Source organism: Dyella humi (genome assembly GCF_044904605.1).
Lineage (GTDB): Bacteria > Pseudomonadota > Gammaproteobacteria > Xanthomonadales > Rhodanobacteraceae > Dyella_B > Dyella_B humi.
In genome coordinates this window covers 1-26052 of sequence record NZ_JADIKI010000019.1, presented here as the reverse complement: position 1 = coordinate 26052, position 26052 = coordinate 1, and the positions used below count along the sequence as shown (strand labels likewise).

General features: G+C 54.3%; 19 protein-coding genes and 2 pseudogenes. 10 read left to right on the top strand and 11 right to left on the bottom strand.

Going from position 1 to position 26052, the window contains the following annotated elements:
- Positions 1 to 54: 54 nt before the first annotated feature.
- Both ISP18_RS00290 and pilB read right to left on the bottom strand, forming a co-directional pair.
- Positions 55 to 1323: a type II secretion system F family protein gene (locus ISP18_RS00290; RefSeq protein WP_380007441.1), complete on the bottom strand. Its 1269-nt coding sequence runs from the start codon at positions 1321 to 1323 to the stop codon at positions 55 to 57.
- 140 nt (positions 1324 to 1463) lie between these two features.
- Positions 1464 to 3191 (bottom strand): type IV-A pilus assembly ATPase PilB, encoded by a 1728-nt coding sequence (gene pilB / locus ISP18_RS00285; RefSeq protein ID WP_380007444.1) that lies wholly within the window; start codon positions 3189 to 3191, stop codon positions 1464 to 1466.
- A gap of 332 nt (positions 3192 to 3523) precedes the next feature.
- Here pilB and ISP18_RS00280 point away from each other — a divergent pair, with 332 nt between their 5' ends.
- The 7 genes from ISP18_RS00280 (at position 3524) to ISP18_RS00250 (ending at position 8891) form a co-directional block, all read left to right on the top strand.
- Complete coding sequence (locus tag ISP18_RS00280) at positions 3524 to 3778, top strand: hypothetical protein (RefSeq protein WP_380007447.1); 255 nt, start codon at positions 3524 to 3526, stop codon at positions 3776 to 3778.
- A 117-nt stretch (positions 3779 to 3895) separates the two neighbouring features.
- Complete coding sequence (locus tag ISP18_RS00275) at positions 3896 to 4237, top strand: hypothetical protein (RefSeq protein ID WP_380007450.1); 342 nt, start codon at positions 3896 to 3898, stop codon at positions 4235 to 4237.
- Between the two features lie 233 nt (positions 4238 to 4470).
- Complete coding sequence (locus ISP18_RS00270) at positions 4471 to 4800, top strand: hypothetical protein (RefSeq protein WP_380007453.1); 330 nt, start codon at positions 4471 to 4473, stop codon at positions 4798 to 4800.
- A gap of 605 nt (positions 4801 to 5405) precedes the next feature.
- Positions 5406 to 6257: a glycosyltransferase family 2 protein gene (locus ISP18_RS00265; RefSeq protein WP_380007456.1), complete on the top strand. Its 852-nt coding sequence runs from the start codon at positions 5406 to 5408 to the stop codon at positions 6255 to 6257.
- Between the two features lie 3 nt (positions 6258 to 6260).
- Positions 6261 to 6986, top strand: coding sequence for a class I SAM-dependent methyltransferase (locus ISP18_RS00260; RefSeq protein WP_380007459.1), 726 nt, complete (start codon positions 6261 to 6263; stop codon positions 6984 to 6986).
- Positions 6907 to 8136: a glycosyltransferase gene (locus ISP18_RS00255; RefSeq protein ID WP_404559226.1), complete on the top strand. Its 1230-nt coding sequence runs from the start codon at positions 6907 to 6909 to the stop codon at positions 8134 to 8136. Before ISP18_RS00260 ends, ISP18_RS00255 begins: the two co-directional genes overlap by 80 nt.
- Positions 8136 to 8891, top strand: a complete 756-nt coding sequence (locus ISP18_RS00250) for a class I SAM-dependent methyltransferase (protein WP_380007462.1) — start codon at positions 8136 to 8138, stop codon at positions 8889 to 8891. The genes ISP18_RS00255 and ISP18_RS00250 overlap by 1 nt, the downstream gene beginning before the upstream one ends.
- Here ISP18_RS00250 and ISP18_RS00245 read toward each other — a convergent pair.
- The 9 genes from ISP18_RS00245 to ISP18_RS00205 all read right to left on the bottom strand — a co-directional run bounded on the left by ISP18_RS00245 (position 8888) and on the right by ISP18_RS00205 (position 20395).
- A complete protein-coding gene (locus ISP18_RS00245) occupies positions 8888 to 10120 on the bottom strand; it encodes a DegT/DnrJ/EryC1/StrS family aminotransferase (protein WP_380007465.1) in 1233 nt (410 codons plus the stop codon). The two genes, ISP18_RS00250 and ISP18_RS00245, sit on opposite strands and share 4 nt — an antisense overlap.
- Positions 10104 to 11138 (bottom strand): lipid II:glycine glycyltransferase FemX, encoded by a 1035-nt coding sequence (locus tag ISP18_RS00240; RefSeq protein ID WP_380007468.1) that lies wholly within the window; start codon positions 11136 to 11138, stop codon positions 10104 to 10106. Before ISP18_RS00240 ends, ISP18_RS00245 begins: the two co-directional genes overlap by 17 nt.
- A gap of 276 nt (positions 11139 to 11414) precedes the next feature.
- A complete protein-coding gene (locus ISP18_RS00235) occupies positions 11415 to 12842 on the bottom strand; it encodes a lipopolysaccharide biosynthesis protein (RefSeq protein WP_380007471.1) in 1428 nt (475 codons plus the stop codon).
- Positions 12832 to 13869 carry a GNAT family N-acetyltransferase gene (locus ISP18_RS00230; RefSeq protein WP_380007474.1) on the bottom strand — a complete coding sequence of 346 codons (1038 nt, stop codon included), beginning with the start codon at positions 13867 to 13869 and terminating at the stop codon, positions 12832 to 12834. Before ISP18_RS00230 ends, ISP18_RS00235 begins: the two co-directional genes overlap by 11 nt.
- Positions 13869 to 15044: a DegT/DnrJ/EryC1/StrS family aminotransferase gene (locus tag ISP18_RS00225; RefSeq protein WP_380007477.1), complete on the bottom strand. Its 1176-nt coding sequence runs from the start codon at positions 15042 to 15044 to the stop codon at positions 13869 to 13871. Before ISP18_RS00225 ends, ISP18_RS00230 begins: the two co-directional genes overlap by 1 nt.
- 42 nt (positions 15045 to 15086) lie before the next feature.
- Positions 15087 to 17024 carry a tetratricopeptide repeat protein gene (locus ISP18_RS00220; protein ID WP_380010907.1) on the bottom strand — a complete coding sequence of 646 codons (1938 nt, stop codon included), beginning with the start codon at positions 17022 to 17024 and terminating at the stop codon, positions 15087 to 15089.
- Positions 17025 to 17170: 146 nt separating this feature from the next.
- A complete protein-coding gene (locus tag ISP18_RS00215) occupies positions 17171 to 19144 on the bottom strand; it encodes a hypothetical protein (RefSeq protein WP_380007480.1) in 1974 nt (657 codons plus the stop codon).
- Between the two features lie 76 nt (positions 19145 to 19220).
- Positions 19221 to 19643, bottom strand: coding sequence for a pilin (locus ISP18_RS00210; protein WP_380007483.1), 423 nt, complete (start codon positions 19641 to 19643; stop codon positions 19221 to 19223).
- A 317-nt stretch (positions 19644 to 19960) separates the two neighbouring features.
- A complete protein-coding gene (locus ISP18_RS00205) occupies positions 19961 to 20395 on the bottom strand; it encodes a pilin (protein WP_380007486.1) in 435 nt (144 codons plus the stop codon).
- Positions 20396 to 20576: 181 nt separating this feature from the next.
- On the opposite strand from ISP18_RS00205, the gene ISP18_RS00200 reads away from it, so the two are divergent.
- The 3 genes and pseudogenes from ISP18_RS00200 to ISP18_RS00190 form a co-directional block, all read left to right on the top strand.
- A complete protein-coding gene (locus ISP18_RS00200) occupies positions 20577 to 22700 on the top strand; it encodes a S9 family peptidase (RefSeq protein ID WP_380007489.1) in 2124 nt (707 codons plus the stop codon).
- A gap of 355 nt (positions 22701 to 23055) precedes the next feature.
- A pseudogene (locus ISP18_RS00195) lies at positions 23056 to 23826 on the top strand (DUF6531 domain-containing protein); the annotation flags it as partial.
- Between the two features lie 111 nt (positions 23827 to 23937).
- Positions 23938 to 26052, top strand: a pseudogene (locus ISP18_RS00190) (RHS repeat protein); the annotation flags it as partial.

Here is a 26052-nt window from a genome sequence, read left to right as displayed (position 1 = left end):
GAAAACGCGCCACATTACCGCCGCTTGGCGGCAATCATGTGGCGCGCGGATGTATTAGACAGTGCTGGCGAGTTTGAAGATAGGTAGATACAACGCAACTACCATGCCACCGACCAGTACGCCAAGGATCACCATCATCAACGGCTCAAGCAGCGAGGCCAGGGTGTCAACTGCGTTGTTGACTTCTTCTTCGTAGAACTCTGCGCACTTGAACAGCATATGGTCCAACGCACCGGATTCCTCACCGATGGCGATCATTTGCACGACCATGTTGGGGAACAAACCGGTCTGACGCATGGCCAGCTGCAATTGGTGACCGACGGCTACGTCATCGCGCATCTGATGCACGGCTTCTGCGTAGACGACGCTGCCTGTAGCTCCCGCAACGGCATCCATGGCTTCGACCAAAGGAACACCTGCCTTAAACGTAACACCGAGTGTGCGTGAGAAACGTGCGATGGCGGACTGGCGGAGAATGTTGCCCATGACCGGGAGCTTTAATGTGACGCGGTCGAGGAAATGCGCGAATTTCACTGAGCGACTCTTGGCCATGACAAGGGCAACGATGCTACCGACCATGCCGAAAATCACGACCCACCAGTAGTCCCTCATGAACTCCGACATTGAGACAATGACTTGCGTGGGTGCCGGCAATTCAGCGCCAGCGTCTTTGAACGTCTTCGCAAACACGGGTACCACGAACAGCAGCATGACCATGCAAACGAGAAAAGCCACGACCAGCACCATGACTGGGTAGAACAGCGCCTTTTTGATCTTGGCCTTGATGGCTTCGGTCTTTTCCTTGTACGTGGCCACCGTGTCGAGGATCGTATCGAGCACACCCGCCGATTCGCCGGCGCGCACGAGGTTACGGTAAAGCTCGTCGAACTGCACAGGGAATTGGCCCAGCGCTTCATGGAGCGTGGAGCCGCCCTCGATGCCTTGCTTCACCTGGATCAGCATGTTCTTGAAGCGGGGATTTTTCTGGCCGTCCGCAATGATGTCGAAAGACTGCACCATCGGTACGCCGGAGGCCATCATGGTGGCGATCTGGCGGCTGAAGATAGCTATATCGCGCGGCTTGACGGCGCTGCCGGAACTGCCGAATAGTGGTTTGGTGCGCTCCTTCACCGTCTGCGGATTCATGCCCTGCCGGCGCAGTTCGGCTTTTACCAGCGAAGCATTCTTCGCTGGCATCGCACCCTTCATGCGTTTGCCGCGTTTATCCAGCGCCACCCACTCATAGGTGGGCATCTGCGTGATCTGGGCGCGCTGGGCGGCCTGCTGTCGGGTGTTCTTGGTGGCGGCGGTAACCGTGGCCATGATGTCTAATCCCCCAATGAATCGGACCCGACGCCAGATGTGGGCGTAGCGGGCAAGACAATCACCAGCTTACGGTACTTTGGCGACCCATTTCGTGGCCTCCGGCGCAAGTCTGGTATGAAAACGATCGCGATCTGTCATCAATCCTTGGTCACGCGATCGATTTCCGCAAGGCCGGTAACTCCCGCCTTGACCTTCAGCAGGGCCGACGCGCGCAGATCGTTGATACCGATCCTGCGAGCGACCTCTGCGATCTGTAGGGCGTTGCCGCCTTCCAGCACGATCTTCTGGATCTCCTCCACCATCGGCATTACCTGATAGATGCCCACGCGCCCCTTGTAGCCCTCGTTGCAATCGGGGCAACCCACGGCTTCGTAGACGACGAAGCCTTCATCGATATCCTGCTGCGTAAAGCCCGCCGCCAGCAGCGCCTGCGGCGGCAGGCTTATCGGCTTCTTGCAGCTATGCAGGCGTCGTGCCAGTCGTTGGGCAATAACTAGCGTCACAGATGAGGTGATGCTATAGGGCGGGATGCCCATGTTCATCAGGCGCGCGATGGTCTGCGGGGCGTCGTTCGTATGCAGAGTCGAGAGCACCATGTGGCCGGTCTGGGCCGCCTTGATGGCGATCTCGGCCGTCTCCAGGTCACGGATTTCGCCGACCATGATCACGTCCGGGTCCTGGCGCAGGAATGAGCGCAGTGCCGCCGCGAAGGTCATGCCGCGCTTGACGTTCTGCTGCACCTGGTTGATGCCTTCCACACGGATTTCCACTGGATCTTCCACGGTGGAGATGTTGCGTTCCGCTGTGTTCAGAATATTCAGCGCGGTATACAGCGAGACTGTTTTACCTGAACCGGTTGGGCCAGTGACCAGCACCATGCCATAGGGCTTGTGGATAGCGTCCAGGTAAAGCTGTTTCTGGTCTTCGTCATAGCCCAGCTTATCGATGCCTAGCTTGGCCGAGGAACTGTCCAGAATACGCAGCACGACCTTTTCGCCGAACAGGGTCGGCAGTGTGCTGACGCGGAAGTCCATCGCATGGCTCTTAGACAGGTTGAGCTTGATACGGCCGTCCTGCGGCACACGGCGCTCGGCGATGTCTAAGCCAGCCATCACCTTCAGGCGCGAGGCCATGCGGTTGGCTAGTTTGGGCGGCGGACTGGCTACCGCGCGCAACATACCGTCCATACGCAGGCGTACGCGGTATTGGTTCTCGTATGGCTCGAAGTGAATGTCCGAAGCGCCTCGGCGGATAGCGTCCACCAGAATCTTGTTGACGAACTTCACCACCGGGGCGTCATCGCCGCCGGTGGCGTCGATACCTGTACCTGCTCCCTCACCGTCTTCGTCCACGGACTCCAGGGCTAGATCTTCCAGGTCACCCCCACCCATATCGGGCGTTACGTTATTGAGTGTGCTCATCGCATTGTCGATGGCTCGACTTAGTTGAGCACGGTCGACCAGGATGGGTTCGACCATACAGTTCGAATGAAATTTAATTTCATCCAAAGCATGCAACTGCATAGGATCCGAAATACCTACGAACAGCCGCTTGCCACGCTTAAGAAGCGGCAATGCCTGATGCTTGCTGATCAGTTCCTGGCTGATCAAATTAAGCGGCATGCTCGCTGGTGTCAGCGCGCTAACATCCATAATGGGCATACCGAATTCTGCCGACGCCACCTGGGCTAGCCGATGGCCATCAACTAGGTTCTGCTCCAGTAGCCAGATGGTGAGCGTCTTTTTGCTTTGAGCGGAATCGGTGACGGCTTTGCGCACATCGGCTTCCGGCAAAATGCCCTCGGACACCAGCCGGCGAGCCATGCCCGACAGTCCCGTGGCAGACGATTGTGGTTGCGATGACATGATGAACTTGATCCAGCCCCCTGATTGGTAGGGAATTTACCGTACATCACCTGAGCAAGCCATTGCTTTTACGTGTCCTATTCAACAGCCTGGAGCTTCGTCTGCTCGGGGGCAAGGCGCCGCGACATGGTCAGACTCCTCCTGTCCGTAGGAGAAAGCTTCCCCTACACGGTCTAGTGTTAAGGAAATGTCACCTATTTCGGATGACCGGTTCGGCGGAACGCTTGCGGCAGGTGATGCTGGATATCTATACAGCTTCGCGATAGGGATATCTGCGCGAAACGATTTCGTATGGTGCCGGCCGCGCTGTTGGTATGGCTTTGCACCCTTGGATGGTTCATAAAAGAGCATCGGCTAGTGGCACCACCGCCACCCAAACCTATGCGGCGTGGTGGGGCCAATGCGGTTTCACCACTATCTTCCGCACTCTCGGCGCGGCAGAGATCGCATGCAATGCACCCAGCGGCTATCCCGCCAACTACGGTCCTCCTACTTTCTGCGCTTGGATCGAAGCCAGTCTCACGCATTGCTACGAAACGTATTACTTCCCGGAGTATTTGGCATTGATCGGTGCGCGCGGATCGTGAGCCTCGGCCGGCAACCAAAACAACCTTACCGCCAAGTGCCCAAGCGACGTTGCGCTGAGCAGCAACGCCTAGTGCATCGTCAACAACCAGCCGCCCACGTGCGGCCCCGGGACGGTGATGAGCAGCGCCGGCACCGGCTGCAACACCTTGTCCGGCGAAAAGGCGCGCAAGAACAACGGCCTATCATGCAAAAAAATATGCATCGGTGACCCCATTGATGCTGGGTCGGGCAACGAATATCAGGAAGTCACCAATTTTCAGGGCGGTGGCGCGTTTCCGCCGATTTATACGCACGACTACAACAGAATTCGGCACTCGACGATCTTTCAAATCGACCGGGCAGCAATGTTACGAGGTTATCCAATGTCCCTTGGCAAAATATTTAAAAGCGCAGTATTTACTATTCCGGCATTTGCCTATCTGCTCTTTTCTTTGCGTATGGCATATGTTTTTTTATAGAAATGAATGCCGAGTGTTCTTGGGCTCTTTAGTGTTCCGCTTTCACTGCTTGCGAAATTTTTGCGAGGTGATGTCGATGCATCACCGTGGAGTCGAAGACTTTGTAATGAGTGCGTATTTATAGTAGTTCTTGGCTTGGTGCATTATTTGGTAGTTGGCATGCTTTGAGATGGATTATTATGCGACGAATTGGACATTAACTCGCATCTAGGGAAAATCGCATCGACTCGGGGGTGTCCTTCATCAGTGGCTTGCAAGCCGGCTCTAAGTCTAGAGAAAAGCCGCTCCGCTACGACGGAATTGTGTCAGGGGCAATTGTCTGTGCCTACGCAGGCAGCGATCCGATGATCGTCATTGATGCAATGGGGTTGGCTCAACAGTTGAGTTACACCACACTAATGTCTGGCCCAAATCAAAATCCATGGCAAATTGAATGGAATTTGTCAAAATTAATTCGATTTTTTGGTTATGCTGATTTCATTCAACGAATAATTACAACAAAGCGATACGCTCATCTTGTCACTAGTCAAACTGGCTTCACAGCTATCTATCTCGATCAATGAGCTGGCAAACATTGCCGGCATGGATCGACAAACGCTTTCCGATCACTCCGAATCCACTGCTGTCCAAACCCTCATGCATCACGTCGTGCGCTTAGTAGCCGCTGCCGAGGAGGTGTGTGGCGATCGTGAACGGGCGATGGAGTATGCAGTTGATATGTGAAATGGCCCGCAAACCGCATGGCTATGCGGTCGACATTACCAGCGAAACCAACAACGATGCACATGCTTCGACCTGCAACGGCAATGACAACCGGATGATCGCGGCGACGCGCACGGCATCAACGGCACCATCACTACCTATGGCGCACTTAGCCGCTCGACGGTCATCAGCTATTCCACGACAAGCCTCAATAGCAGCTTCACATACGATTAAATTGATATTGCGCTGCTTGGACGACCTATAATACCTACGACCCGGTCCGCAACCTCTGATAACACCGCCGACCGGTATCGGGTACGCTGCAAAACGCAATTTGTGGAAAATTATGGTTTCGAGTGCTGCTGAAGTTGGACAGTCATCACTTTCAGGCTTACCGCTTGGACTGCCATGGCCTACATGACAACGCCAGGGTATTATCCAGCTATTCCTCAAGGGAGCGACCAGTTTGTCCCTCAGCATCATCTTGCCAGCTAAAAATGAGGCATCCGCGCTTGCGGTTCTGCTGCCGTGTCTGAAAGCCGCGCAGCCCACGGCCGAGATTATCGTTGTGGATGACGGCTCTACAGACAATACCGCGGCCATATGCGCCGACTGTGGGGTAAGCCGTCTTCCATCACCTTACTCAATGGGGAATGGCGCGGCGGTCAAGCGCGGTGCTCGTGTTGCCACCAGGGAGGTACTGGTGTTCATGGACGGTGATGGCCAGCATGATCCAGGGGACATCGCACGCATGCTGGAGAAACTTGATCAAGGGTACGACATGGTGGTGGGGGCGCGTGACTGGGGAAGCCAGGCCGGTATAGGGCGAGGAGTGGCCAATACCTTATATAACTGGCTGGCATCGCGCATGACCGGACATATGGTGGCCGATCTGACCTCTGGATTCCGGGCGGTGCGTGCAGACAAGTTCCGCGAATTTCTGCATATGTTGCCAAATGGATTCAGTTATCCCACCACAAGCACTATGGCTTTCTTTCGCAGTGCTTATCCGGTGGCATATATCCCCATCAAGGCTGCCCAGCGTGTGGGCAGTAGTCACATACGGCCGCTGCGTGATGGCTTGCGATTCTTATTGATTATTTTCAAGATCGGCACGCTTTATTCACCGCTGAAACTGTTTGCTCCTGTCAGTGCATTATTTTTCTTGCTTGGTTGCGCCAATTATGCATGGACCTATATGCATGAAGGTCGATTGACCAATATGAGCACATTGATGTGGAGCGCCGCCGTAGTTGTATTTTTGATCGGTTTAGTTTCGGAGCAAATTACGGTATTGACTTATAAGGCGCGTATCTAATCAATGGGCAAGTTTGCGCCGATGCTTCGCAGGCTGATGAAGCCCCTTCAACGAACGCCATTTCATCCGCAATGGTTCGTGTTTCGCGACGTACATCGTACGCATGAATGGGTTCACGTAAGGGCGCGTGGCTTGGTACTAGATATTGGCTGCGCCGATGGATGGGTCAGGGAGGTTCTGCACCAGGATTGCCATTATATTGGCCTGGACTATCCCACGACCGCGCAGAATCTATATGACACGCGACCAAACGTATTCGCTAGCGGTACGCATCTGCCGTTTGCCGACGACACCTTTGATACAGTTTTGCTGCTTGAAGTGCTCGAACATGTAGATAATGCGGATGCAATGCTGTCCGAGATCGAGCGTGTGCTAAGGCCAAACGGACGGCTTCTATTGAGTGTTCCGTTTCTTTACCCGCTACACGACGCGCCACATGATTATCGTCGATATACCGCCCCTGGACTTGTGCGAGCCCTGAAAGAATCGGGGTTGATTCCAGGTGAGCCGATTCCTCGGAATGCGGGGTTCGAGGCAGTTGCATTGCTTGGGGCCATTGCGTGCGCAGAAACAATGCTTGCTTCGCTGCGCACTCGTCGCTGGCGTTTGCTATGCACGCCTTTATTGATATTAGCTATCCCGCTCATCAATGTTCTTGGTTGGATACTTACATGCGTTGGGGCAGATCGCCTATTGGCGTCTGGACACGCCATTGAGGCGTCGAAATAAAGATGCGGGGGTAGTTGTCATGACTGAGGTGCTTGTCGTCGTTACCAGCTCATTCCCCATGCGTCGTGATGGCAGTGAGGCGGCAGGCTCGTTTGTTGCTGATATGGTGGATGAACTAGCGAGACACGTAGAAGTGCGTGTAGTTGCCCCTGGGGAACGCAATGCGGAAGAGACGTGGGGTGATCGAGTTTCAGTATATCGATACGCATCTCCGTCCCAACCACTGTCCACGCTAAAGCCTTGGCGCATAGACGACTTGCTATGGATCATGCGCATTATGCGCGGGGGGTTAGCGGCTACGCGTTTAGCGACTTCATATGATACGAACCATATCCTGGCTTTGTGGGGACTTCCATGTGGAGAATGGGCGCGACGCATTGCACATGAGTGTGGCATCGACTATTCGGCCTGGATGCTCGGAAGTGATGTATGGTCGTTGGGACGTATTCCTATTGTCCGAGGTTTCCTCGCCCGTGTGATTCGCAATGCAGCACGTGCTTACGCGGATGGCTACTTGCTCGCAGATGATGCGAGGCGCATAAGCGGAGTGCCTGTGAACTTTCTACCAAGTGCGCGCCGCATTGGACTTGGTGAGCATACGTTGCCAAGAATGGCGCCACCCTATCGGTTGTTGTTTCTAGGCCGTTGGCACCCTAACAAGGGAGTAGACTTGTTGTTGGATGCATTAGATCAATTAACCGATGCGGATTGGGGATTGATTGAATGCGTTGACATACAAGGTGGCGGCCCGATGGAGGAGTTGGTTCGCTCGCGTGTTTCTGCACTACAAAAGTTGGATCGCTCTGTCAGAGACGGCAGTTTTCTAGACAAATCACAGGCGGAAGAAGCTATTGCACGTGCGGATTGGGTAATTATTCCTTCTCGAATTGAAAGCATCCCCGTTATGTTTTCCGATGCAATGAAGCTAGGTCGTCCTGTTGTAGTTACTCCTGTGGGCGATCTGCCACGCCTAGTCGCGGACTCTCCTTGCGGCATCGCGGCGAGTGAAGTCTCTGGAGTGGCAATAGGTCAGGCGTTACGTTTGGCATTGTCAACAAATCCGCGGTTCTTTGAGGCGGGTATATGCCAGTACGCGGCGCGCTTCGATCTCGCTCAAATCGCTAGGGACATAGTCGGGACACTTCAGTAATGGCTGAAAAACCTGAATCTCTGGCGAGTCCTAGATGGTGGCCAGAAGGTCGTGATCGTAAAGCTCAGGACATCTTGGCCACGTTGCTGCTGCATTGCGGCGATGGCTTGAAAGATGAGCTTTGGCTGGATCTCGGTTGCGGAAATGGCGTCATAGCGAAAAATATGGCGACGCGAGCTAAGCGTATAGTTGGTATCGATCCTGATCCGTGGAAAGAATGGTCGGCTGTGCACGAAGAAAGCCCGAACATTGCCTTTCACAAAGGTACGTATGCCGATTTGGAGCGTTTGCTAGGCAGGGATTCGGCTGATGTGGTCATATGCAACCAAGTGTATGAACACGTTGATGATCCAGAAGCCTTACTGCATTCGATTTATCAAGTCCTGAAGCCACATGGCGTGTGTTATTTTGCAGGGCCAAACTTGCTGTGGCCGATAGAGCCGCATATTTCTTGGCCGTTCGTACATTGGATTCCGCGTAAGCGGGCTCATGCCTTGATGAGGATAATGGGATCCAAAAGCATTGAGCGTTTTGACGCGTTTTCCTGGTCGTATTGGCGCTTAACACGTGCATTCGCTCGAGCAGGATTTAAACACTCTTTAGCCATACGTGAGAGATTGATTGCATCGTTCTATGCAAAGAACATGAGGCGCTCGGCATCGGTATTTGCGGGTACTCCGAAAGAGATATTCCTCGGCTTGGCTTGGTGTGCGCCGGGCTTTGTTTTTGTGCTGAGCAAACCAAGTGCGGACTAAACCTTCCAGCGCAACAATGTGTTGGCAAGGTAATCGATCTGGCTTTGAGTAATTGAAGGGCCCATGGGTAGGAGCAAGTGTTGACCCCAAAGAGTTTCACTCCGAGTCAAGTCATCTCGTCGAGCCTCAGTGAAGCCCTCTTGTGTGTGCAGAGGCGCTAGGCGCCACTTGCTTTCAATGCCAGCGTCGGCCAGATGCTGGCCCAGTTCTAGCCGCAGCCCTTTACGCACGAGCAGTGGATAGTAGGTAAATGTGTGAGGACGATCGGGGGTGGATTGTGGCAGCCCGTAACGATCATCCTGTGCCAATTGTCTATTAAGCTTTTCTGCATTATCGGTACGTTGCTCAACCGAATGTTTTTCCCGGTCCATGCAAGAGAGTGCCACTCGCGCTTGCGTGGGGTGTATTTGACGGGGTGTGTACCGCTGGTAAGTAGATAGGCCAAAACTTTCGATCTCGGTCAGACCGTCAGCAGCGGCACGATGCTCGCGGCCTGCAGGTAGCCGTAGTATCAACGGTTTGAGCCTGTAGGCCGTAAAGGTGGTGCGAATGCGTTCTCGCATCTCCTTGGTATTCGGCGGACCGAGTTGCTGGGTACTTACGGCTTGCCAAATATCATCACGATTTGTGAGCAGTGCGCCCCCAAGAATTCCCCCAAGAGGTTTGTCTACATTGAAACTTACGATGGCTGCATCCCCCCATGAACCGAGAGTCTGTCCATGAACTTGGTATTTTCCCGCCATATGCACGGCGTTTTCGATCAACACGAGTCCATGCTTGTCGGCAAGCGCGCGCAGTGCAATGACATCCGCCGCCTTACCATACGTATGTGTAGCCAATATCGCACACGAGCGCGGTGTCAATAATCGCTCCACCGAGACAGGATCAATGGTCATGTCCTCGTTTATGTCTGCGAATGCAAGTCCTGATGAGTGGTTGCTGAGAACAACCGCAGAAGGGCGATGCATTACAGATGTTAGGATCCATTCCCGATTCAACCCAAACGCTCTGCAAAGCAGGTAGAGTCCCGAGCGAGCCCGATCCAGCAACAAGCAATGGCGCACTCCGTAGCTTTCGCAAAGCCTCTGGCGGAGTGCTTCGAGTTCGTCGGTAGCGGAACGGTGCCAAAGATCGGATAGTCTCCACTGCGGTTGGACGACTGGCGATAACAGATAGTGCGACGGCTTGGCAGGCTGAAGGCGAAGCGAGGAATCATGAATGTCGAACATCTTTTCCACTCCGTATCTCTTTGAGCCGTTTGCTTAGTTGGAGGCTTTGCCGATAACACGCAAAAAGTATCTTCATGAACGGGGAGTACCAATAAGCGATTCGATAAGCAACAGGACGACCGCCCATGGACTGCTTGAAACGCCCAATGCCAGGGCGACTCCCCCCTTTTCCACCAATACTGGTACCGACAAGATCCAGTGTTTTGAAGCCATGCTTTGAAGCCCAGCGAATAAGGCACCAAACCAGAAGATGATTGGCATTCAACTCCCGCGCTTCAGCAAGTCCTGCCGCGTCCCAATAATAACAACGAGTTGCGTCACAGATGACCCACACAATTGCTACGATCCGCCCCTCGTGAGTCGCGTAGAGCACTCTGACATCATTACTCTTTTGTGTGGTCAGCAATGTGGCGTAGAGCTTATCTGGAATATTTGGTTCAATCCTCTGCAAACGATAGGTGTCCTGGACTACTTTGCGTTGAGCGCTAAGAATTTCTGATCGGTAGCCCCAGTGCACATGCACTCCGGACTTTACCGCTTTCCGGACGCTTGCTCTTTGCTGTGATAGTCCATCCCAGATAGATTGAAGAGGCATGGAAAGATCGAGCTCAAGATTATCCAGCGCCTCAATTTTGTCCGCTAAGTCTTCCGCATGGTTGTTTTCGTCAGGTAACGTGACCTGTACATAACTTAAGCGTTGACGACGTACCCACATATGCAGGGCTGGGAGTGCTTTGGCTGCCTCGTTCCGAGGTGAGCAAAAAATCGTCGCAGGCGGCGTATTACACTTTCTGATCGGCGCACCCCAAAACGTAAATGGTCCCCGTCGCAGTCCCATTAACGGCGTGACAGCAAAGAGATCTTGACCCTGAAAATACCCAATGAGCTGTATCTGCAACGGATAAATTACTTGCAATGCAGCCAGCCACTCCAGTTTATGAAAGGCCGAATGTGGCACAGTCGCCAAAAATGCGGCATATTCTTCTTTGGATAAGCTATTAGCGACTATCTCCTTCATTGGCGATTTTTTTCATAACAAATGGCTCGTTCTACCATCGAACGTGGCGATGAGAGGGCCGCATATGCAAAGTCGCTTTCAGCTGATGGAGTTCTGAAATATGGGCTTTGGGAGCCGGGCTGAATCACGCAATAAATGTCAGCGGAAAGTGGGAGGCTCTCTCTTACGAGGCTCTCCGACTCAAGCATCCACACGCATTCTCCAGTGTATTTCCTCAAGCCGGCTGGATTTCGCTTTATATGGCAAGTGGCTTTCGATTTTTGCATGCCAATTTCCTTAAGTAGATAAGCGCCTTAATCGAAGATGTTGGCTGATCGGGTGTCGCGTGACTAATAAAAGGCAACAAAAAGAAAGAGCGCCAATGCTTGCTCTGAACCACCACGGGCCTGGTGCAAACCAAGTTATCAGCGTAGAAGGAAGTGCCCTGGAAGCCGCGCTCAGGTATTCGCTAAATAGCGCGAATGTCGAACCTGGTAGCATGCCATGAATAATGGAATGTGCTGCGGTAGCTGCTAAGGTGTAGCCAACCACGGCAGCGTACGCTGTATATTCAGGGTGTGATTGTAGGCAACATAAAATGACACCGGCCGTGGTCATTGCGATGCCGACGACGTCGCATATTACTCGTGCATGTAGCCTGTCTAAAGGAAGCAAGAAGTTAAGGGAAGTAGAGGCTGGAGCTATCAGAATTATTAATAATAGTAGCACTCGAAACATATTCGCATAGATGTCAAAGCCACTTCCTCCTATAAGGACTAGAATTGGATGTGCAAATATGAACAAAGAAGGGGTGGTCAGCCAAGTAAGCAAAGATAGCCATCTCGCAGTCTCCCGAAAATCGGATACTAGTGCTGCGCGATCCCCACGATGGCTATAAAGTCTCGGATTCAGTACTGTGAAAAACATTCCGCTTACCGAATACATCAGAAGAACTAATTGATAGATAATGTGATAAGCGCCTGCAATAGAGATATACCCAAACGAGCCGAGAGTCGACACTTCTATTCGGCCATAGGCAAGAGTTAATGTCATGACGACAAGGAAGGGAATGCCTTGTTTAATTAATTGTTTATAAGGTAATGGCTCTGAACCATTACTTGGCCTTGGGAGCAAGGGCCAAGTTTCCTTTGCCATCCATAGCGCAAACGCAGTAGTGAGCAAGAAATATGTAACGCTCACGGCAACTATCTTTCCGCCTGCGGCAACAGCTAGCGCCAAGCACGCGAGTACCGCAATAAAGCGTATAGAACGTATCCGAGAGTAGACTCCGTACCGCCCACCGATTTGGCTGTATACGGTAAAGAGCGACTGGAACCAGTCCACTAACGGAGTTAGTATGCCTAAGACGATAACGCAGGCCCGCTGTGCGGGGCTAAGATTGGCCATGGGAACTAGCCACCAGGCGCCAATGGAAAGTATGAGAGCGATGAGGCAAGTCAGGGCCGACTGGATAATCATTGCTTGAATGGCAAGTGGCTGTGCCAAAGAATGGTTGCGCGAGCCCTCGCGCAATAGAACTTGCCCGGAGCCAAGATCCGTGAGACCCGCTGCAATACTTGCGGCCGACCATAGAGTCGCAAGTACCCCGAAGGACTCTACCCCCAAGCCACGCAACAGTAGCAACAGAGTGAGAGCCCAACAGATCTTGGTAATCACGTTGGTGCTCAGCAAAATGAAAAAGCTACGTGCGTGATTATAGCCCACGAAAACGGGCTCCTACGCGGTTGAACCATCGGCCTGCATCAATAAGAAATTGCATTCCGGAAATACCCTTGATGACGACATAGTTGACGGGCTCACAGTCTGTGCCCCATTTTGCTTTGTATGCGATCAAGCCTGCGTCTGTCTTGGAGCTCGCCATGAAGTCGAAAAAGTACTTGCCGCCAGCTCTGGCATCGTGCATGGCGGTGGCAACGAGTAATTCACCCAGTCTGGACGAGTGCGCATCAGGCGGGACTGCGAGTTGAATGAGGTGACGAGATACTTTGCCATCCACGACAGCAGCCATGCCGCGAGCGTCGCCATTAATTTCACCGATGTAAATACATCCCTTATCCCGCGCCTCCATTTCTGAGAGGATGCCCTCCCAGCGGGCCTGCCCATAGTTAACAGGAGCCCCTTTTGAGCGCATGGTGTTTGCATAGAGTGATTGAAGTAGCTCCACATCGTTAATGCAAGCGCGACGTATCGTGCAGCCGCTGCGCGCAGCTTTTCGGATTGACCAGCGGATATTTGAATCAAAGCGTCCTTCAAGAGATGCTGAGTCTTCTGGACGAAGGTGGAAGACGTGCCGCACAGCGTCTAATGAATGGGAATTTAATAGGCCAGTGTGATCGCGCGGATGCTCATCCCATTGGCTGAGGTATGGTCCAGTGAAGGCCATTTCCAGTCTCAGTATTCTTCGTCGTGAAAATTCACGAGAAATCTCGTTGATTGAAGACCAGAATAAATCTTCGTCACCTACTATATAACCATACGGATACGAACATGCCAACGCGAAGCCTAATGGCAGGCGCCGGAGCAAGCAAAAAGTTCTGGCGCTTCGTTCTCCATTTTCGATCTGTATTATCGCGGGAACGGCATTTAGATACGTTGCCGTCCAGCGTAGTGCAATAGGAGATAACCAGAAATCGAGCCCGCAACTCGACGATTCTGTATTCACCTCCGCAGAGTAAGATTCGTCGGATGGGTACCGGATGGCCACCACAGCTTTGGACTTGATGACAGTCATCAAGGACCACTTCTTAGGCAGCGTTTCACCGTAGCGACAATGCGTTCAACATCGCCATCGCTGAGTTTTGGTGATAACGGTAAGCTAACAGTTTGACGGCCAAGGCGCGTCGCATTGGGCCATTGCTCAGGCCGCCAACCGTAGTGTTGTTGGTAGTAGGGATGTTCAGGCACAGAGAGATAATGCACTCCTGTGCCAATGCGTGCAGCATTCATGGTATTGAGAAACGCGTCGCGGGAAATGCCGGTAAGCGACTCATCGATCATAACTGTAAATAGATGGTAAGCGTGGCGGGTATTTGCATCGGGTGCGGCAGGTAGTTCGACAGGAAGGTCAGCGAAGGCTTGCATGTAGTACTGCCAGATCGCTTCGCGGCGCTTCCAGCTGGTTTCCACTCGTGCGAGCTGGTGGATGCCAATGGCAGCTTGAAGGTCCATCATGTTGTATTTGAAGCCAGCCTCCACCACCTGGTAGTGCTTGTAGCCTTTATCTCCAAAACGATGCCATGCATCCTTGCTCATGCCATGGAGTGCTAACACTTTTGCGCGAGCGATGAATTCTTGATTGTGGCTGACGATCATGCCTCCTTCACCGGTCGCCACATTCTTGGTGGCGTAAAAGCTGAAGCAGCCGAAATCGCCGAAGGTGCCTGCCTGTTTGCCGTGATAGGTGGTTTCAATGGCGTGGGCGCAGTCTTCGATGATCAAGAGCCCATGCTTTCTTGCGATCTGCGTAATTGCATCCATATCGCAGGGGCGCCCTGCAAAATGCACTGGAAGTATCGCGCGGGTACGTGGCGTAATGGCGGCTTCGATCGCGGAGGGTAAGATATTTTGCGTACGGGGGTCCACATCTGCCAGCACCGGCTTCAACCCGGCATGGATGATGGCGTTGACCGATGCACAGAAAGTCATAGGTGTGGTGATGACCTCGCTCCCTGCCTCAATTCCCGCGGCGACCATACTGACATGTAGCGCTGCAGTGCATGAATTTACTGCAGCGACATGAATGGGTTGTAGCCCTTTGTAATTGGCGAAATCCGACTCAAACTGCGCCACCCGTGGACCGGTGCCCAGCCACGCGGATTGCATACATGCAACCACTTCATCGATCTCCGCTTGCTCGATGAGAGGTGAGCCAAAAACAATGAATGGCAAATTTTGTGTATCGGTCATAGCTTGAAGCCTTCGGTAGAAGTGGCCAGCGAAATTTCGTCCTCAAGAGGTCTTACGCAATAATCTGCGTAATTCGAAGATATCCCTATTCAATCTACCTCCGATATTGAGTGCTTCAAGTTGTTTCAATTGCTCTTCTGCTTCGGCGGTGTGTCCGAGGGCAATCTGCATTCTTGCCAGAGAAATATGATAAGCAGGTTCATAGGGTTGAGCTTGGACGGCAGCTTCGATCATTCGCTGTCCTAGTGCATGATCGTTTAGTACATTCCAGGCGTAATCACCATATGTGTCTAGTAGACGCGCGCTAGGATCCGGATGCGATAGTGCTGCTGAAAACGCATTGATCATGGCGTCTTTTGGTAGATTGCATTCATTGTCGCGCGCGCATTGTGTGAGGGCACCTAGCGAACTCTCATCTTGTACGCCGGGCTTGTGCGCTTTCAGCTTGGCAATCATGCTTTTCCACCATGCTTCTTCGAGTGGCCGATGCATGCGTGCGTTCATGAAGATCAGGGCCTGCTCCGGAAGAATCGATGACCCAGGCAGGCTTGCTGCTCTCTCCAGCGGTGCATAGGCCATCTTGGTGAATGGGGAAAGTGGGTCGTACTCGGAATAGATGATGAGAGTTCTGCCTAGCTCATATTGTGCGCGTGGCGAATCAGGCCCGCGCACGGCGAGAGTCTCGGCGAGCTTCAAGGGGTCGCCCCACGCTATGGCAGTGAGTGAAGTCTCGGCAGCCCAGAGCAGCATCAATGTACCAATCAACACGCGACATAGCAGTCGCGTCCGTGCGCTTATGTCGTTGACGCCGGGGAACGCCAGGAATGGCATGAGGGCGATCAATATACCCAAGCTCGCGAAGTAATTGCGGTGTTCGTACACCAGCTCCAAAGGAAGAATGGTGGCTGTCAGAAGGTGGCATCCAAGGAAGAGGGCGATGCCAAGCGCTATCAACGGGCGTCGCGTGCGGAGCCGGAAAACTATTGCCACCAAGGCGATCAGACAGATGATGCAGGCGAGTGTTGTCCAGGGAGATAGCAGCGAAGTCGAAATCTTGAAATCGTCGTGATAGAACGACAGCGCGTGCGGTGACGGTAATACTGTCCAGATGATGTAATCAACGACGACGCGCGCTTCGCTCAATAGCCGCGTGTGTAGGTTGAAGTCTCGGGTGGCCCATGTAGAGGGCTCCGATAAGCCTGGGGCGATGACTGCCAGACCTACAATGGCCGGAAGCAGCAGCAGAAAGAAGAAGAGCCAGACGACACGTCGATCGCGCAGGACACGGGTATCTCCTGTGTACCCTGCACGTTTAAACCCAAAGACGATCCATTCAATCAGGAAGGCATACAAGGGCAGCATCACGGCGGTTTCTTTAGCCAGCAGCCCTACTACAGTCATTGTGACTATGCTGCATAGGGCAACGACAAAACCATCCAAACTTGCGCTTTGGGCGAGCGGCGGAATGCCAGAAAGCGAAAGCATGCGCCGGCGGCCTTCCACATAACCCACTAATCCAAGCAATACAAACAGGGTTGCCATGCTCTCCATGCGCTGCACAGTGTAGAGCACGGACGTCAGATTGATAGGTAGCAACATCCACCCAAGCGCAATTAACACAGCAACCAGCCCGTTGTGCTCTTTCCCCGACTGGGGCTGCACCTGATTGAGCAGTTGACGCGTAAGCAAAAAGACGAGCAATCCATTCAGTAAATGAATGATCAGATTGCTGAGCTTCATCCAGAAGGGATTAAGGCCGCCTGCCAGGTAATTGAGTGCAAAGCTGAGAGAGGCGAGCGGGCGTTTGAAATCGCTAGCAGGCGAGGAAAGTGCTGCACTTGTCAACGAAGCGATGCTGACTTCGTGGGGCTGCACACCGGGGTTATCGACGATATTTGGATAGTCGTCAAACAACCAGCCGCCGGAAAGTCCCGGCCAATATACCGCTATCGTGATGCACAACGTACTGGCCAATAGCACCCAGCTATTTCGAGCGTGGCCCCACGAACTCATTTCTCGTCCCCGTGGCAAGGCTCACTGAAGGATGGTTGGTATCGGATTGGCCGGAAGGAGGTTAAATTCATCCCGATATCATAACGATCGCTTACGAACGAATCATAACCTTGTCAGTTCGATGGATGCGGGTAGGCCAATTGGCTAGGTTGCGCGGCTTGTGTTTGGTCGATCTGTTGCTTGGCTTTGTTGTAAAGATCTATCAGCTCGGGGTCTTTAAGCAAGGAGGGCTGTAATGCTTGAGCCTTGGCGATAACGGCCTGCGCCTCTTGGCCGCGCTGGTTGTCGATCAGATACTTCGTCAGCTCAATACTGTAGCCGCGTGAATCTTTCTGGAGAGCTACTGCCTGTTGCCATTGATCGATGGCAAGCGCAGGATCGTGCAACCCACGGTAGGCTAGCTCAGCATATTGCACGTGGAGTCCTATGCGACTGGGATCGCGTGCAACGGCAATTGCATAGGCGCGAGCTAATTGGTGCACATCAATGTTGACGTTGCTGCTGAAACGAGCTTGTAGTAGTCCACTAAGCACCAGGTAGGTTTCCGGCCCCAAGGGGCGGGTCCTTAGTTTGTTTTCCAGGCTAGCCCACAAGGGAGCACTGTCGAGTCCAGGGTGATTGGCAGCCTGAATCAGTAGTGCATCTTCCGGCATTATCGTTGAAGAAGGCAGTGCTGCTGCTCGTTGCAGTTCGCGGATGCCGAGAGCATAGATGGGCTTTTGAGGATCGTCGCCCGATATCACTATGTAGTGACGGGCTAAATCGAGTGCTGCTCGCGAGGAATCAGGGTTGTTTTGAGCCAGCGTTGACGAGAGCAAGAGAGGATTTCCCCAAGTCGCGGCGCGCAAGGTAGTCAGCACCGCCAGATTGAGGATAAGAATAGGAGCAATAATGACGATGAGCCGTGACTGTAAACGGCTTTGAATCAACCATAGGAGATCGGTTATCGCTAGCAAGACTCCGAACAGCGCGGGATAGTTGCGATGCTCAAATACCAACTCCAATGGAAGAGGACTGCTGGTAAGCGTTTGCGCTACGAAGAACCAGCCTATGCCTAAGGCCAGTAAGGGGCGCCGGTGGCGCATCCAAAGGGCGAGCGAAAGCAAGAAGATGAGAAATAGCCCCCCAAGCAAAGTGCTTATAGGGTCGAGAAGGCTTGTGGATACCGAATAATTGTCATAGTAGAAATACAGTCGACTTGGCAGCGGCAGCAGGCTCCAGTCGAGATACATGGGCAATACGCGCAACTGGGTCAATTCGCGTTGCCATGCAGAGTAGCCACGGTCGGCGTAAGCCGATGCCGTTGCATAGTGAGGGAGCAGATACCCAAGGAAAATGGCAATGGCCGAGATAACAGCCAGCGCATAGGCTACCTTCCATGCGCGACTTACGGCGGGGCGGTAGGCTGCAAAGCGCAGCACGGTAAGCTCCAATAAAAAAGCGTAACCAGCTACCAGTACTGCCGTTTCCTTCGCGTAATAACCGATAAGCGTGAGTCCACCGCAAAGTAGCAACCATGGCCACGCGTACTGACCCATTTGCTGTAGCCGACGCGCACGCCAGTAAGCCAACAGCGCCAGCAGCGTAAAGGTATATCCCATCAGTTCCATGCGCTGTACTACGTACATCACGGTGGAAACTTGCAGCGGGTGAATCGCCCAGGCGAGGGTGAGGCCTATCGCCCAAAAATCAATCTGACGGGCTGGTGTGTTTTGGTTTGCCGATGAAAGAGCCCATCCGGTTACCAGTAGACGTCGGCTGAGCAGCCATACAAGAACTGTATTCAGCAGATGCAGTGCCAGGTTGACCGCTTTGAAGCCCCATGTTTCACCGCCCAGCGCGTAGTTGAGCGCATAACTGAACATCGCCAGGGGGCGCTGGATGTTGGCATGTGACCATGTCCAAAGTGCTTGCCATGACTGCCAGTTCCATGTGACATGAGCAACCGGGTTTTCCGCGAAGATCGGGTAGTCGTCGAAGATAAATCCACCCGACAATGCTGGCCAAAACGCCACGGCAGTAAGTACTAGCGTCACCAATAGAGCCAAGAGGTATCTGACTTGGTAGCGACTAGACGCAAGTGACATGATGAATTCCAGCGCTCTCTAAATAGAACGAGGGCCGCCTTTGGGCGGCCCTCTTTAAACGATACTTCAGTTAGCCTTACGGGCAGCTCGTGGGAGCGTACTTGGCGTTAACCGTGGTCGCACAGGACCATGAGCCGCTTCCCGTACGGGTCCAGGTCAAGGTGTTGGTTGCGATGGCCGTATTGGCATGATTACCGAAAGTAGCAACGATCGTCGACTGAGCACCAGCAGCGCCCAAAGTGATCACCGGCTTGCTCGGATTCAGAAGGTCGGAGCTCGATGCGGTCTCCTGGCAACTACCCGTGCCAAGCGTGCCACCGTTATTAAGACAGTCTTCAACAACTACTTTCTGATCCCCGGCTTCACCCATGACGCGGTTGACCTGCGAACGGATTACATAAGCCTGGTACTGCGGAATGGCGATGGCTGCCAAGATGGCGATGATCGCAACCACGATCATCAGTTCGATCAGGGTAAAGCCCTTTTGCATGCTCTTCATGATGGTTCCTCTGTTTGGGTCGAATGACCGTTACTCTCGCCCCCTGCGCCCCGCCCGAGTTCCGCGTTTTTTGGAACCGGCCCCAACACGAGGTCAGGAACAATCAGGAAGCTCTCGCTGTGGGTAGCACTATATATGCCATTCCTCCGGCCTAGTGCTACCGGTATTACCGAAGGTGGCGGGATTGTGCATGGGGTCTCAGTAGCCGGCAACCTCCCGGTAGGACAGAAATATTAGAACTGTGGACTCCATCGGATAGGAATTTTGCCAATGGACGAATTGGGTCAAGGAGTGACGTTATTGGTCACTACTTTGGGTCAATTATTGCTGCAGCCAGCTGGCAGTACGTTGCTGGGCAGGTCGGGCGAGATGCATTGCCAATCCCCACTGCTGCTTCGTTGCCAGGTGACGTGCCCGTTATTAAGCAAGGTCGATGACGTTACGAACGCGCAGGTAATGGTGCCCTGACCATTAGTGGGAGCGGCTGCTGTGATGTTGCAGCGCGGAGTGGCGGCTGGCAGGCCAAGGTTATCGACGTTCTCGTACGTGCCATTGGTCTGCACACCGGCGTCAATCAACAACTCATAGGCCGTGCGCCCGGGGCTGATTTCAGCGAGCGCCGCCGTCACTTGCGAGCGAGCGACATAAATCTGATACATCGGTATGGCGATAGCTGCCAGAATGGCAACGATCGCCACCACGATCATCAATTCAATCAAGGTAAAGCCCGCGGATGAGCACTGGCGTGACATCGTTTTTCCCCCTGGTGTTTAGGCTATATTGCCGCACGTTCTGTGCCAGGACTTTCGTTGGAATGTGATGCGACCCGCTGTTTGCTGGGTCTGCCACAGAGAATGGCTTCCGGAATGAGGAGCTTGCACGGAAAGGTAGCCCCCCTTACCGTCAAGGGCTTCACGATATCAAGGAGTTTCCATGAAGCCTTTGCTTGCTGCCTTGCTGTTGGCGTGGGCTGTGCCCGCCGTGGCCGCTACGAATGGTGTGCCGGTTGAAAGCGGCTCCCCACATGCCTTCAATGTGCACGACCTGGTGATGCTGGATCGTGTCAGCGACCCTCAGTTGTCGCCGGATGGAAGGTATGCGGCCTTTAGCGTGCGCAGCACGGACTACGTAGCCAACAAGGGTGTAAGCGCGCTTTACGTGTTGGACCTGGCAAAGGCGGGCAGCGAGCCGATCAAGCTGGTGGCAAAAGGGGTTTCGTCGCCGCGCTGGTCGGCGGATGACCACAGCCTCTACTACATAGCGCCGGCAAGCGAGACGGCTCAACTCTGGCGCTTGGACTTTGCTGTAAACAAAGACGCCCTTGATCTGCACGCTGTAACACCCGTGCAGGTAAGCCATGGGCCGTTGGACATCGAAGCCTACAAACTCTCGCCGGATGGCAAGAGCGTGCTGCTGTCCTACGCAGTGTTTACCGATTGCAACGATCTGGCCTGCACGAAAGAGCGCCTCGATGGCCGCGCCAAGGACAAGTCCACCGGCACGGTTTATCAAAAGCTGTTCGTGCGCCACTGGGATACGTGGGCGGATGGTCGCCGCAACCAGCTCTACATCGCCCACTTCGGCGCCGACGGCAGCCTGTCGGCGGAACCGACCTTGTTGAGCCGCGGCATCGACGGTGATGTCCCCAGCAGGCCCTTTGGCGACGACAGTGAATTCGCTTTCTCGCCGGATGGCAACACCGTGTATTTCGACGTGCGCATCGCGGGCAACAGCGAGCCGTGGTCCACCAACTTCGACGTCTATAAGATACCGGCGGATGGTGCATCCAATCCGCAGAACCTCACTGAGGCGAACAATGCCTGGGATGCCTACCCCGTACCTTCGCCGGACGGCAAGACCCTTTACTACCTCGCCATGAAAACCCCCGGCTTCGAGGCAGACCGCTTCGCCATCATGGCGATGGATCTGGCGACAGGTGCTACGCGCGAAGTCGATCCTTCCTGGGATCGTTCGCCAAGCGGTATGCAGATAAGCGGCGATGGCAAAACTTTGTTCGCAGCTGCCGATGATGAAGGGCAGCATCCGCTCTTTGCCGTGGACACCGCCAGTGGCAAGGTCGACAAGCTGGTGAGCAACGGCGCCGTCAGCAGCTACGCCGTAGCCGGAAAACGTATATTGCTGGCGCGAGACGATCTCAAGCGCCCCGCCGACCTCTACACCGTCACCATCGAAGGCAAGGGCCTGAAGCAGGTCACGCATTTCAATGCGGAGCGCCTAAAGAATGCCAAGATGGGCGAGGCGGAGTTCTTCACCTTCAAGGGTTGGAACAACGAAGCCGTGCAGGGCTACGTGGTGAAGCCGGTGGAGTACAAGGCAGGCCACAAATATCCCGTCGCCTTCATCATCCACGGCGGCCCGCAGGGCGCGATGAGCAACGACTGGAGCTATCGCTGGAATCCGCAGACTTATGCGGGCCAGGGTTTTGCGGTGGTCACCATCAACTTCCATGGTTCCACTGGTTACGGCCAGACCTTCACCGACTCCATTTCAGGTGATTGGGGTGGCAAACCCCTGGAAGATCTCAAGCTCGGCTGGCAGGCCGCGCTGGACAAATACCATTTCCTCGACGCTGATCGTGCTTGTGCACTCGGTGCCAGCTACGGCGGCTACATGACCTACTGGATTGCTGGCGTGTGGAACAAGCCGTGGAAGTGCCTGGTCGATCACGATGGCGTGTTCGATGTGCGCATGATGTATTACGCCACCGAAGAATTGTGGTTCGAGGAGCGCGAAAACGGCGGCGCACAATTCGACGTGCCGGAGAACTACGAGAAGTTCAATCCGGTCAACCACGTCAAGGACTGGCGCGTGCCAATGTTGGTAGTTCACTCGGGCAACGATTTCCGCATCCCCGTCACGCAAGGTCTGGGCGCATTCACCGCACTGCAACGCCAGGGCATTCCTAGCGAATTCCTTACCTTCCCCGACGAGAATCACTGGGTATTGAAGCCGCAGAACAGCGTGCAATGGCACGAAACGGTCAATGCCTGGTTGAAGAAGTGGACGGCCGAGGACGCATCGTCCAACAAGCCATAGCTCACCATCGCCTTTCTCCCTCGCCCACGTGTAGTGGGCGAGGGATGAAGTGGGGTGAAGCAAACTCGCGGCGAACCTAAATCCCGCGGCAAGCAAGTACTTGCCTACGCGCTCAACTCTGAGTCAGGCGAATAAGCCGTTCGCGTCCGTATGATCTTCAGCTACGGCACGCCAATGAGGAGGGTTGTGCCGCATTTAGGGCGAGGCATACAGTTGCGAAGTAACGCAACTGAAATATCCGTTTATCACGCGGGCTGTTGAGGCTGGCAGACAGCGGCGAAAGAGGCTGCTATAAATTGGCTTCGACTCCAGGGGAACCTCGCGAGGGGTCTGTCGACGACAACAGGGAAATCAAATGGAATGTGTTGAGAGCGTCTTGCGCACGACCGAGGTTGCTGCAATGAGGTCGCCTCAGTCAGTTAGTGCTGAATTTCGAAATGGAATTTGCCGGAAAATGAAATGGGCGCTGTGTGTCAGCTGGCATAGGCGATTTAAGGCAGTCACACTCATCTTTGGAATTTTCTTCGCTCTTATCTCCCCTATAAGGGCGACCGATTACGCTTGGATCGTTAGTAATTTGGGACCGTCTGGAACGTTTCTATCGGCAGATGCGGCATGCAGAGCCGCTTACAACTATTACAACGTCAACACGGTCGAAACACCGTCCTTCCAGGCCGATTACGGACAGTCTTTCCTATACCCCTATCAAAGCCCTTACCTGGGACCTTATTCGAATGCGATGTATTGCCAGCTAAGTTTTGGAAATACAGCCTATTTGCTTGGTTCTAGCTCAGCTACCCTGGTGCGATCCGGGGATAGTTGCGCCACAGGTACTACCTATAATTCCGTAGCAGGTGCATGCGAAGATCCGAGTCAACCCATTCCGCGCAAACAGATCGGATGCGGCTGCGACAAGTTGAATGGCCCAACCTCATTCAAGGGCGAGCCGATCAATTCCGCGACGGGAAATCTGTTTGAGTCTGAAGCCGACTATTGGGGGGAGGGGGCTTTCCCACTTCAGTTCATTCGCTACTACAACAGCGTGGATGGAGTGTGGCGCGACAATTATTCAACGAATCTCACTATCACTACGGATAGCGTCGAGCTCGTTCGAGAAACCGGTGAGGCTACGCTCTTTACGCTAGCGAACGGTGTGGCTACTGCTGAGTCAACTGAGCTGGGTCAATTGAGTCAAGTCAATGGAAGTTGGGTTTATGCTGATCCGAATGGCGATTCGATGACGTTCGATAGTCAGGGGCGTCTATCGGCATGGCGACAACGCAGCGGCCTAACTCAAACGTTGAGCTATTCCACCGACAACCAAACAGGCGGCAGCCTTGTCACCGTAACGGATTCGTTCGGGCGAACGCTTTCATTTGCGCTCGATGGCAGCAATCGGCCCGTTTCTCTCTCGGTAGGCGGCTTGAATGTTACGTATGCATATAACGGCCCGGGTGAGTTAACTACGGTCACCTATGCATGGTCTGGAGGGTCGAGCCAGAAGCGGTATATGTACGAAGATACGAGCAATAGTGCGTTGCTTACTGGGTTTATCGATGAAAGCGGCGTGCGCTATACGACCTGGGCATACGATAGTCAAAGTCGAGGTGTGTCGAGTGTGCATGCCAATGGCGTAGATCAGACTACGTTTTCGTATAACGGCGATGGATCAACCACAGTTAGCGATGCCTTAGGTCACGACGTCAATTATCAATACCAGGTGGTACAGGGCATCCAGCACATCAGTGCCGCCAGCAGCGCCGCCAGCAGCGCCGCTACAGGCAACTCGCCTGCCATCAATTTGAAGTACTCGTACAATGCGATCGGCCAGCCTTATGTCGAGACGGACGGAAACGGGATTGCGACGCAGTTCAATTTCAACGCTGCTGGATTGTTGGCCCAGAAAATCGACGCGCAAAACACCGCTTCGCAACGAGCCGCCGACTTCACCTGGAACACCACACTACGTGTGCCGCTGACCCGCACAGTACAGGATGTTAATAGCAACACTGTCAGCACCACTCAATGGGTCTACAACGCCACTGGCCAAACGCTGGCCCGCTGCGACATCGACCCCACCAGCAGCACCGCCTCGGGCTACACATGCAGCACCAGCGGCACCGTTCCCACCGGCGTTCGCCGCAGCACCTACACCTACTGCACCGCCGCCGACACCACGCAATGCCCCCTCGTCGGCTTGATGCTGACCTCCACCAGTCCACGTACCGACACCACGCAAACCACCACCTACAGCTACTACCTCACCAGCAGCGCGGTGAACTGCGGCACGCCCGGAGCCGCCTGCTATCAAGCCGGCGACCTGCACACCCTCACCAACGCCAACGGCCAGGTCACCACCATCGGTTCCTACGATGGGGCCGGGCGCATCACGCGCCTCACCGACATCAACGGCGTCAACACCGACCTCACCTACACCCCGCGTGGTTGGCTGGCCTCCCGCAGCATCAACGGCCAAACCATCACCTTCACCTACACACCCTATGGCGCCGTCCAGACCATCACCGACGCGGACGGCATCGTCACCACCTACGGCTATGACGCTGCCCATCGTCTGGTGAAGATCACCGATGCGCTGGGCAACTATGTGCAATACACCCTCGACGCCGCCGGCAACAAAACCGCCGAGCAGGTCTACGACACCAGCGGTACGCTGCACAAAAGCCTCACCCGCAGCTTCAACACCCTGGGCCAGCTCACCAAGGTGATGGATGGCCTCAGCCACACCGTGTTCGACGCCAGCGCCAGCGGCAGCTACGACTCCAACGGCAACCTGGTGCAAAGCGCCGATGGCCTCGGCATCCAGCGCCAATTGGGCTACGACGCGCTCAACCGCCTGGTGCAAACCCTCGACAACTACAACGGCACCGACAGCGCCACCCAGAACACTAAAACGGCGTACACCTACGACAGCCTGGACCGCCTCACCCAGCTGACCGATCCCAGCAACCTGGCGACCACCTACAGCTACGACGGCCTCAGCAACGCCACCGGCCAGCAAAGCCCGGACACCGGCACGACCAGTCGCACCTTCGACGCGGCCGGCAACGTGCTGACCCGCACCGATGCCAAGGGCATCACCGTCACCACCACCTACGATGTACTGAACCGCCCGCTCACCGTCAGCTACCCGGACAGCACGCAGAACATCACCTACGCCTACGACGAGGCCAACAGCGTTACCGGTTGCCCCAGCAGTTACGCGAACGGCCGCCTCACGCGGATTATCGAGAGCGCCGTCACCACCGTGTACTGCTACGACGCCTGGGGCCGAGTGATTCAGAAGCAAAAGATCACGGCGGCCGGCACGGACACCACCGGTTACAGCTACACC